Origin of the sequence: uncultured Candidatus Kuenenia sp., from assembly GCF_900696675.1 — a bacterium.
Taxonomy (GTDB): domain Bacteria; phylum Planctomycetota; class Brocadiia; order Brocadiales; family Brocadiaceae; genus Kuenenia; species Kuenenia stuttgartiensis_A.
This window is the reverse complement of sequence record NZ_CAADGZ010000112.1, coordinates 1-11,273: the sequence shown is the minus strand read 5'-3', so window position 1 is coordinate 11,273 and position 11,273 is coordinate 1. Positions and strand designations below refer to the sequence as shown.

The following is an 11,273-nucleotide window of genomic DNA, read 5'->3' as shown; positions in this document are numbered from 1 at the left end:
AAATCCTTTGCTCCGGTAATTGATTGTGTAAAAAATTTACAAGTGCAATTAATACCGGAAGTAACGAGCAAAATCAAGAGTAAATATTTGTCGCAAAGCATTGCTAAGTCATAAGTTGTGGCCGACTATACTTACGACTTAAAAATATTTTTTCAGACGCTTTCTTTAACAAAGTAATGTAGAAATAAGGCCTGGTATAGATTGCCTTACCCTAATTGTGAGAAGTGGTTTTTTAAATAAAAATTTTACAAGGTATTTTAGTAGATTATCTTTACTTAACCGCATTATCCAATTGTTTGGAAAAATTGTAGGTCTTACAAACCAACAGATCAATCATATAAAGTTGGTTTTTTGTGGTCAGTTCTGTTTTATGGCGAAAAAAATATAACAAGGAATGCTTTCACAAGTCTATGCACTCAACGAATAAGTCTTCCTTGGAAATTTAAATTAGGCCGTCTTCGGCAGCTACTTTTAATCTCCCCTCTAGAAAGAGGGGCCGGGGGTGTGTTAAGGCAAACTTACACACTCCTTTATCCCCTCTTTTTAGAGGGGAATCACAAAGCTTGAAATTCCTTAACATTAAATTAGAAATGAAAGTCCTTGTTATATCCCATATGTATCCTTCAACGTTTAACGAAGTGTTGGGGATATTTGTTCACGAACAGGTCAAAGAACTGGTGAAACAGGGGTGTGAGGTAAAAGTTGTATCACCGGTTCCGTGGTCACCTTTCCCTGTAAACAAAATGTCTGCGAAATGGAAGGCTTATTCAAAGATTCCAAAACAGCAAATGTGGGAAGGTATCGAGGTTTTTTATCCGCGATATATTGAATTTCCAAGAAATTATGTTCAGGGATTGTCTGGATTATTCATGTATCTCGGTATAAGGACCATTATTGACAATATTTATAGGAAATATAAATTTGACATAATTCATGCACACGTGGCTTATCCAGATGGATACGTTGGATTAAAGCTTAAACATAAGTATAAAGTACCTCTTGTCGTTACTATCCATGGTCTTGATGTGTGTAGTTGTGCCCCACATAAACCTACTATCGAAAGGAATTCTCGTCTTAGAAAGACAATTATCCAGGTCTTTGAAGGTGCAAACAAAGTTATCGGGGTAAGTTCAAAAGTAAGAGATATCATCCTCAAATACTATTCCAATGCTGATAAGGTTGTTTTTGTTAATAACGGTGTTTCTGCAATTAATATGAGTAAGAATAACGGGGTGTCTGAAAACCAGAAAATAAAGATCATATCCGTTGGTTATCTTAATATACGGAAAGGCCATGAATATGTAATCCGTGCCTTGGTTGGTTTAAAAAATGAAGGATTTGATTTTGAATACCTTATTGTTGGGGATGGAGAAAACCGCTGGTTTTTGGAAAATCTGACAAAAAAATTAATGGTCGAAGACAAAGTAAAGTTTGTTGGTAGAAAAAATCAGAGTGAGGTTTACTCGTATCTTAACGAGAGTGATATATTTTGCCTTCCAAGCTGGGATGAAGCCTTTGGTGTGGTATATATCGAAGCGATGTCAGTTGGTTTGCCAGTGATAGCCTGTAAGGGGCAGGGGATAGAGGATGTTATAACTGACGGTATAACTGGTTTGCTGGCTAAACCAAAAGACACCGCTTCAGTAGAGGACGCACTGAGAAAATTAATAAGAAACCCACGACTTCGACATGAAATTGGTCAGCAAGCAAAAGAACTCATTCTCAGTAAATTTACCTGGAGTGCAAATGTCAAAAGGTACATTGAAATATATCAGGAGATTCTTAGCTAATGTGTGGCATAGCTGGAATTATAGAATTTAACAAGCCGGTTGAACAAAGCGATCTGGAAAGAATGCTTAAAGTTATTAAGCACAGAGGGCCGGATGATAGCGGTACCTGGATTCATGGTAATGTTGGCTTAGGGCATAACAGATTATCTATCATTGATCTTAGTTACGATGGTCACCAACCAATGGTTAAGAATAGTCTGGTATTGGTTTATAATGGCGAAATTTACAATTATTTAGAACTCAGACGAGAACTGGAAAACGACTATCAGAAGGTTTTTAAGACAAAAACAGACACCGAGGTAATTTTAAACGCTTATTTAGTGTGGGGTCAAGATTGTGTGAACCACTTTCGTGGCATGTGGGCATTTGCGCTTTTTGACACAGAAAAGCAAGAACTATTTTGTTCCCGGGATCGTTTTGGTATTAAACCATTTTATTATTGGCACAATAAAAACACATTTCTATTTGCATCCGAGATTAAAGCAATCCTTGAGATGGGTATCCCAAGAACGGTATATCTGCCTATATTGGCGGATTATTTAATATACGGTTTTGAAGATCATTGTCCGGAGACCTTTTTCAAAGGTGTTCTTAAACTAAAGCCTGGAAATAATCTTATGCTGGGGCTCAAAACACGGGAAATGTTGATAAAGAAGTATTACGACCTTGCGTTAGCCACTGAAGGTAAAATAACAACCATTGATGACTATGCTCAATGTTTTCATGAATCAATAATGTTGCATTTACGCAGCGATGTGCCAGTGGGCACATGTCTGAGTGGTGGCCTGGATTCCTCTTCAATAACAACACTATCTGCTCAGGTATATAAAGCGAATTCATCAACTCCATTTACGGTTGTAACCGCCCGATCAAATGACAGGAAAAATGATGAAACCGCATATGCAAAAGAAATAGTGAATTACTGCAACCTTAAGTGGGTTACGACTTCTCCATCTTTCGATGATTTCCAGGAAAATGTTGGTAAATTTATTTGGCATCAGGATGAACCAACAGGTAGCTTTTCTCAATTCATGCAGTACTGGGTAATGAAAGCGGCAAGCGAGGCAGGGCTAAAGGTAATGCTGGATGGCCAGGGGGGTGATGAAACATTACTTGGGTATGAACGATACTACCCAACTGTTTTTTTACATTGGCTTAAGGAATTTCACCCGCTGAAAGCATTCAAAGAATATATCCTCGCATCGAGACACTCAAAATTATCTCTTACGCAATTAAGCCAGTACACCCTGTATTTTTTGTTTCCTTTTATTCGCATGATCTACTTAAACAAAAGAAAAAACGAAATGAATAGCAATTTGTTAAAATTAAATAAAGAACATATTTATTCATCACTGAAAACTTATACAAATATAAGATCCCTTCAAATTTCTGAATTTTCTTATCAATTACCACATTTACTCCGATATGAGGATAGGAATTCCATGGCGTTTTCTATAGAAGCAAGGGTTCCCTTTGTTGATCATGTATTAGTCGAAGCAGCGTTAACACTAAAGCCTTCTGACAAAATTTGTAATGGTTTTACCAAATGGGCATTAAGAAAAACAATGTCCGGTAAAATGCCGGATTCCATAACGTGGCGCCGCAATAAAATTGGTTTTGAAGCCCCCACCGATACCTGGCTGGAACAAGGTGATTCATGGATGCGAGAGACAATTAAGAATTCTCAATTACTAAAAGAAATCGGAATATTACCTTCCCGTATGAAAAAAGGTTTACTTATTAAATTATTTTATATAGCACAGTGGGAGGGATTATATAATGTCACGTCCTAAGATCTGTCATTTGACATCCGTTCATCCTCCTTTCGACACCAGAATATTTCATAAAGAATGTAAGAGTTTAGTACAAGCCGGTTATGAGGTTCATTTAGTCGCAAGACATGATAAAGATGAAGTAATCGATGGGATATATATACATGCAGTGCCTACCTTTCACAGTAGATTTAAAAGGGCGATATGTACTATTTGGGCGGTATATAAAAAAGCGCTGGAGATCGATGCTCAAATTTATCATTTGCAGGACCCAGAATTAATACCCATCGGTTTACTGCTTAAATTGAAGGGTAAAAAAGTTATCTATGATGTGCATGAAGACACTCCAAAGGATATAATGTCAAAAAATTATATTCCTGTAATATTAAGAAGGTTTGTTTCCATGTTTGTCTTGATTATAGAGCGGTTATCGTCAAAGTTTTTCGATTATATCATGGTGGCGGGTGATGACATTGCTGAAAATTTCCCAAAAGCCTATAAACACAAGGTGGTCACAGTAAAAAATCTGCCGTTAATTGAATTTGTAAATGCATGTGATTCAGACGGTGTGGAAAAAACTGACAAAATTGTCTACGTTGGAGTGTTATCAAAACAACGAGGGATAAAAGAAATTATTGAAGCAATGAGATGCATTAAGAATAAGGCTGAGCTACTTCTGATAGGTACCTTTGAAACGCCTGAATTTGAAAAAGAAATGCGCTTATTGGCAAATGGAAGGATTCAATTTATTGGTAATGTTCATTATAGACTGGTTCCAGATTTTTTGAAGACTGCAAAGATTGGAGTTTTGTGTCTTTATCCAGAACCAAACCATTTTGGAGCAATCTTTGGCAGAAATAATAAATTCTATGAATACATGGCTGGTGGTTTGCCAATCATAGCCTCTAATCTTCCCAAATGGAATGAATTTATCGTAGGAAGGGATTTTGGAATAACTGTTGATCCAAAAAATCCAAAAGAAATTGCAGCGGCTATTGATTATTTACTTGATCGTCCTGAACTCTCCAAAAAAATGGGAGAAAATGGCAGGAAAGCTGTATGCGCTGAATATAATTGGAACGTAGAAAAAGAAAAACTATTAGAAATATACAATTCTCTTATAAAACATTGATTATGAAAATTATTCTGGTGGTGGGTGCAAGACCCAATTTTATGAAAATAGCCCCTATAATAAGGGAATTCAAAAGGATTAATTTCAAAGATTTTCTATTGGTCCACACAGAGCAGCATTATGATTATGAGATGTCGAAAGTATTTTTTGATGAATTAGAACTACCGGTACCCGATTATTTTCTTAATACCGGTTCTGGCACACATGCTGAACAAACTGCAAAAGTTATGGTGGAATTTGAGAAAGTATGTTTTGCAGAAAAACCTGATATTGTAATTGTGGTTGGTGATGTAAATTCCACCCTGGCCTGTTCTATAGTTTCAAAGAAATTAGATATAAAATTGGCACATGTTGAAGCAGGTCTGAGAAGTAATGACATGACAATGCCTGAGGAGGTAAACCGAATTCTGACAGATGCCGTTTCTGATTTCCTTTTTGTTTCTGAAGAAAGCGGTCTGAAAAATTTAAAAAACGAAGGGAAGAAAGACGAACAAATATTTTTTGTCGGCAATGTAATGATTGACAATCTGTATTATTACATAAACAAAATGAATACTACGAAAAATGAATCGGACACAGCATCTCTTAAAGAAAAATATGGTGTTGTAACTTTACATCGTCCCTCCAATATCGATATAAAGAGCACATACCAAGGAATTATAGAAGCCTTAATTGAGATTTCCAGAGATATGCCTCTTGTATTTCCAATTCATCCAAGGTCAAGAAAAAACATGGAATCTTTTGGGTTATTGGAATTAGTTAATAGCTCAAACATAAAATTGCAACCACCGTTGTCATATATAGAATTTTTAGAATTATGGAAAGATGCGAATATAGTGTTTACTGATAGTGGGGGAATTCAGGAGGAAACTACTGCTTTGGGGGTACCATGTTTTACTTTGAGAAAAAATACCGAAAGGCCAATAACCGTTGATGAAGGTACTAATACTCTCGTTGGAAATACAAAAGAAACAATAATTGATGCGTACTCCCATTTTATAATGGGAAAATCCAAACAAGGTAGAATCCCGGAATTGTGGGATGGTAAATCGGCAAAGAGAATTGTGGATGTTCTTTTAAAGCAATCTTTAGCATAAAATAAAAAACAAGATAAATTCTCTCGCTATTAATAATGCAGTATTTCACTTATGTAAGGGAAAAAAGAGTGGATGTAGCTTCTATTGCTGAAGGGATTCAGTGGATAATATCCCATCCTGATGAGGCTAAAAAAATGGGTGAAAATGGAAGAAAAGCAATAAAAGAAAAATATAACCGGGAAAAAGAATTCAAAAAACTTCTGGAAAGGTATAACAAGATTTATCAATAACTATGTGCGGAATATTTGGTGCAATTAATATAAATAATTTCTTTGGAGAACGGGACTACGGCAAGTTTGTATCTTTAACGGATATTGTCTACCATCGAGGCCCTGACGCATCGGGGTATACCCCCCTTTCTTGTAAGGAAAGTACAGTGGGTAATCCTGGGAAATTTGATATCTTTCTTGGTCATAGAAGGCTGTCAATTATTGATCTTTCAGATAATGCGAACCAGCCAATGTGCAAAGATCAGAAACTATGGATTTCATTTAATGGAGAAATCTATAATTACCTTGAGCTAAGACAAGATTTAAAAAAGCAGGGCTATATATTCACCACAAATAGTGATACAGAAGTCATTCTCGCTGTATATGATAAATGGGGGCCGAAGGGATTTACTTATTTTAATGGCATGTGGGCTTTTGCGATTGTAGATCTTCCCCGTAAACAAGTTGTTCTAAGCAGGGACCGTTTCTCTGTTAAACCTCTATACTACTATCAAAGAGGTGGTATCTTATTTTTTAGTAGTGAGATTAAACAACTCCTCCCTCTTCTAGAGTCAATGCGGGTCAATCACTCAACTATGTTTTGTTATTTGAATCAAGGTATCCTGAATAGTAATGAAGAAACGTTTTTTGAAGATATATACAAGTTAAAACCAAAACACAATTTAATAATATCGCTGTCAGATGGAACTATGCGAGAAGAACAATACTGGGATTATGAAATAAATAAACAAACATACACATTTGAACAAGCAAAAGAGGAATTCAGGTCACTGTTTACAGACAGCATACGACTCAGACTGAGGAGTGACGTTAAGGTAGGAGCTCTTTTGAGTGGAGGTTTGGATTCATCGGCCATCAGTGTATTGGCAAATACAATACAGGAAGGGGGTTTTGAGACGTTTTCTGTAGTCTCTAAAAACGCGAAATACAGTGAGGCCAAATTTGTAGATATGCTGGTGAGAGAAACGGGTATTGTGAATCATAAACTTGTGATAGATGATAATTCATCCCATATTACAATCAATGATATCCTGTATTTTAACGATGAACCTCCGGGTAGTTTCAGTACTATAGCACACTACAAAATGATGGAAAAAATCAAAAAAGAAACAGATATTACCGTAGTTTTGAGCGGTCAAGGTGGTGATGAAATTCTATTAGGATACAGGAAATATTTCTTTTTTTATATAAAGCAGTTGTTTAAACAACATGATATTGGCACACTATTCTTTGAAATTGCATCTTCATTTTTTAATCGGACAGTATTGTGGCAGTTTGATATTGGCGAGGCAAGGCGTTATCTGCCATGGAAAGAGAAATCCAGTTATGAATATCTGCTCGGATTGCCAGTAATTGAACCCATATTTGAAAGTTCAGATTTGAGATCTCGTCAAATAGTAGACATTGAGAAATACTCAGTGCCAGGGTTGACCCACTATGAGGACAGAAGTTCAATGGCTTCTTCACTTGAAATAAGACTACCTTTTTTAGACTACAGGGTAGTCAATTTTGCCTTGAATCTACCTGCAAATTTTAAGATCTGGCGGGGATGGAGTAAATATATTCTCAGAGAAAGCGTTTATGGAATACCTGAAACTATTCGATGGCGTAAAGATAAACAGGGGTTTTTGCTACCTGAAAAACTCTGGTTAAAAAGCAATTTATCCGGTTTGATTTATGATGTCTTTCAAAAGAGTTTACTGGCAGAAATGGGAATAATCGATAGTAAATGTTTTCTGAGGCATTATGAAAAATTCCTGGCTGGTAAAAGCAATATTTGGTGCAAAGATATCACCCGTGTATTATTTGCAGAGCTATGGGCGAGAAAGCTATTTGATAAAAATAATTTGATACCATTTATTCAATTATAAAGAGGGGAAAAGTGTTACAAAATTTAGTAAATACCCAAAAAATTTGTTTATAGCCAGCGAAAATTATTTATAAGGTGCTTCTTAGGGGGTGTAATAAAATATTAAAATGCAAGACAACCCCCTAACCCCCTTTTCTAATGGGGAATATGGTAAATTTAGTTGAATACAAGGAGGGGTTTTTATGCCTAAAAGAACTTTCGTTTTTATTTTTTGTTTATTAACGGTAGTAATGCTGTCGGAATTTGTACATGCAAGTAAAACTATTGGCTATTACCGTAAGGTTTATGATAAAGAATATCGAAATAATCATAAAGAGTATAATTCAATGGCATCAAGTGGTGATGGACGTGTGTATTACTTTTTTTCATACATACTTGACGGCACAATTTGTATGTATGAGGCAACGAAAGATACCAAATATTTAGAACGAGCACTCATATGGGCAGAGAAAATGGTTTCTCAGGCTACTATCATAGATAAAAACGGAAATCGGAATTGGTCCGGGGAATGGAATTCTCCTTACAGCGATGTTCCGATTTCATATCAACTTTATGACGTACAGGGATCAACAGGTATAGCATGGCTTGCACGAATTATCTTAAATGAACCTGCATTAAAAAACCGTTACGGTAGCAGGGCTGAAGGGTTATATGATTTTGTACATAACGAAATAGTGAAGAAATGGTTTTATAAAAGAAATAGTTTGTCATGGCATTATATGATGGCAAATAATAAACAATGGCCATACAGTGATAAAATAGCGATGATGCTTCGAATTCTCAATAATGTACATTTAATTTCAGGTAATGCAGATTACAAAAAAATTTTATCTGATCTTTCACATTCACTAAAGCATAGATTTGAATCCTACAAGGATGCTCTGATCTGGGATTTGGAGGTTAGGTTTCCAGAAAAGTATGGCGGTAATACAATGGATACCTCTCACGGAAATCGTTATCCTTATACAGTGCTTGACTTATATAAAGCAGGAATTGTTTTTACTCATGACGATGTGAAAGGATTATCCAGGTTGTTAACAAAAGTTGTATGGAATCAGTCATATTCAGATCCTCGCTTCACAAATTTTATCGATGGTACAAATGGACAATTTAAAACTGATAATGAAGAAAGGCCCCCATGGGGCGTCGGACAAATCTGTTCTGGATGGATAGGGCTAGGTGAATACGACATGAAGGTTCAAGAGATTGGCCATGCGGTATTAGTAGCTATGGTAGCCGGGAAGAAAAATCCCTCACTTGAGTATATGAACAATATGCATGGCAAGGTTGAATTGGCAGGTCATCTTGCCAAAAATCTTATGGCGAGAAAAGTGTTTCCATGATTGAACTCAAAATTCTAATGGTACTCACTTTATGACAACAGGTTTAAAGCCGGTCAAGTCTTTTTTTTCCTGTTTAATGTTGGAATAAAGAGAAAATTATTGTATCTATTCAGCGTAATTTACCATATTCCCTCTTATTAAAGGGGGCTCGGGGGTTGTCTGGCACGCAATGATAAACTGCAGAGTCGTAACACTTTAGTTTTTTGAAAAATTCCACTAATAGCGATGTTTGCCGCATAGTGTAAGGGCGAAGCATTTGCGGTAAATTGTCATAAATGCGTTCATACCCAAACGGGTAAATGCTTCGCCCCCTACGGTTTCAAAAAACTAAAGCGTTACGCAGAATCTCTAAACGTGAACTTAGGACAAGTTTTTTTGAAAAGGAACCGTATGCACATTCTATATCTCCATCAATACTTTGTTCCACCGGAAGGGTCGGGTGGTACTCGTTCCTATGAAATGGCGCGCCGATTCGTCAAATTTGGCCACACAGTAACCATGATTACCTCCAGCGCCTTTTTCCCTAAACAAACAGCCTTTTCCCAAAAAACAATTGAAATGGACATAGAGGGCATATCTCTTTGGATAATTAATGTGCCCTATTCTAACAATTTATCATTTACCAAAAGAATGTATGCGTTTTTCTTGTTTGCCTTAAAATCGAGTCTGGCAGTTTTAAAGGCAAAACATGTGGATGTTGTCTTTGCTACAAGCACACCCCTAACTATTGCAATACCGGGCGTTGCTGCAAAACTGAAGCATAAATGCCCCATGGTATTTGAAGTCAGAGATCTTTGGCCTGAACTCCCTGTAGCTGTCGGGGCGTTACGGAATCCGATATCAAAATGGCTGGCTTACAGATTAGAAAAATGGGCATATAAAAATTCGGATCACATCATCGCTCTCTCACCGGGTATGAAAAATGGTATCATTCGCACTGGCTACCACGCGGAGAAAGTTACGGTAGTCCCAAATAGCTGTGATCGTGCTCTCTTTGGAGTCCCCGCCTCGGCGGGAGATAGTTTCCTCAAAGAACATCCTTACTTGGAAGGATTGCCGTTGGTCACTTATGCCGGGACATTGGGTATGATTAATGGCGTTGGCTACCTGGTTGACATTGCGGCAAAAATGCTACACATTGACTCCTCTGTCCGTTTTCTCATTGTCGGGGCCGGCATGCAAGCATCATCGATCTATACACACGCACGTAGTTCAGGCGTGCTGGAAAAAAACCTGTGGATTATTCCACCGGTCGCGAAGCAAGATATGCCGAGATTACTGTCTGCAACTACTGTAGCAGTGTCTTTAGTTATCGATCTTCCCGCGCTGTGGAATAATTCGGCGAACAAGTTCTTTGACGCGTTAGCAGCAGGGCGACCAGTGGCCATCAATCATGAGGGTTGGCAAGCAGACATCCTGAGAAGTAGCGGGGCAGGTATCGTGTTACCACCATGCGATGCGGAAAGGGCTGCGCAGGCATTGAATTCATTTCTGAAAGATAATGGTCGACTTGAGAGGGCTCAAGACGCTTCAACACGCCTTGCCGAAACGCAATTCAGTCGCGACAGGTTGGCAGAACAACTCTGTCGGACACTAGAGAAGGTTGTAGATGATAAAATCTGCAAGGTGTAGCTTGGTTGGGTTGAGGCACGAAACCCAACGAATTCAGTATTGTAGATTTGTCATACATGTAACACTAGATATATTTGATCTGACGAATAGAAATCCATCAAGTTAGTAGAAGTAAATTACGGAGATACGTTTAAGAATATGAAAAACTATTTATGCAATTTATGTGAGAATACAGCACCAGAAATAGTGCGTAAAACAGAAAAATATGAATTTGTTAAATGTAAGAATTGTGGTCTTTTTTATGTTTGCGACATCAGTAAAACTAATGATACACAAGTAACCTAGCGCGGCCTTTGGCCGCAACCAAAAAGGTGATTTTTAGTTTATTATAAAGTATAGTAGTATCCTCGTAAATAGTAATCAGACAATTTGGAGGACACTACTTATGAATAAGTTGATGGAATTAT

General features: G+C 37.2%; 8 protein-coding genes. All 8 read left to right on the top strand.

The genetic code is table 11. The features are described 5' to 3' along the window. The first annotated feature begins 563 nt into the window (after positions 1 to 563). The 8 genes from QZT26_RS13785 (at position 564) to QZT26_RS13750 (ending at position 10,866) form a co-directional block, all read left to right on the top strand. Positions 564 to 1,790 (top strand): glycosyltransferase, encoded by a 1,227-nt coding sequence (locus tag QZT26_RS13785; RefSeq protein WP_295102898.1) that lies wholly within the window; start codon positions 564 to 566, stop codon positions 1,788 to 1,790. After that, the gene (asnB, locus tag QZT26_RS13780) at positions 1,790 to 3,583 is read left to right on the top strand and encodes an asparagine synthase (glutamine-hydrolyzing) (protein ID WP_295102895.1); all 1,794 of its coding nucleotides are present in this window, start codon (positions 1,790 to 1,792) and stop codon (positions 3,581 to 3,583) included. Before QZT26_RS13785 ends, asnB (QZT26_RS13780) begins: the two co-directional genes overlap by 1 nt. Continuing rightward, positions 3,570 to 4,694: a glycosyltransferase family 4 protein gene (locus tag QZT26_RS13775; protein ID WP_295102893.1), complete on the top strand. Its 1,125-nt coding sequence runs from the start codon at positions 3,570 to 3,572 to the stop codon at positions 4,692 to 4,694. The genes asnB (QZT26_RS13780) and QZT26_RS13775 overlap by 14 nt, the downstream gene beginning before the upstream one ends. Continuing rightward, positions 4,637 to 5,791, top strand: coding sequence for a UDP-N-acetylglucosamine 2-epimerase (non-hydrolyzing) (gene wecB, locus QZT26_RS13770; protein WP_295102890.1), 1,155 nt, complete (start codon positions 4,637 to 4,639; stop codon positions 5,789 to 5,791). Before QZT26_RS13775 ends, wecB begins: the two co-directional genes overlap by 58 nt. Before the next feature lie 68 nt (positions 5,792 to 5,859). Then, complete coding sequence (locus QZT26_RS13765) at positions 5,860 to 6,021, top strand: hypothetical protein (RefSeq protein WP_295102887.1); 162 nt, start codon at positions 5,860 to 5,862, stop codon at positions 6,019 to 6,021. 2 nt (positions 6,022 to 6,023) lie between these two features. Beyond that, entirely contained in the window at positions 6,024 to 7,892 is a 1,869-nt protein-coding gene (asnB, locus tag QZT26_RS13760) for an asparagine synthase (glutamine-hydrolyzing) (protein WP_295102884.1), read from the top strand. A gap of 181 nt (positions 7,893 to 8,073) precedes the next feature. Then, complete coding sequence (locus QZT26_RS13755; protein ID WP_295102882.1) at positions 8,074 to 9,234, top strand: hypothetical protein; 1,161 nt, start codon at positions 8,074 to 8,076, stop codon at positions 9,232 to 9,234. Positions 9,235 to 9,624: 390 nt separating this feature from the next. After that, positions 9,625 to 10,866: a glycosyltransferase family 4 protein gene (locus tag QZT26_RS13750; protein ID WP_295102879.1), complete on the top strand. Its 1,242-nt coding sequence runs from the start codon at positions 9,625 to 9,627 to the stop codon at positions 10,864 to 10,866. The last annotated feature ends 407 nt before the right edge of the window (positions 10,867 to 11,273 follow it).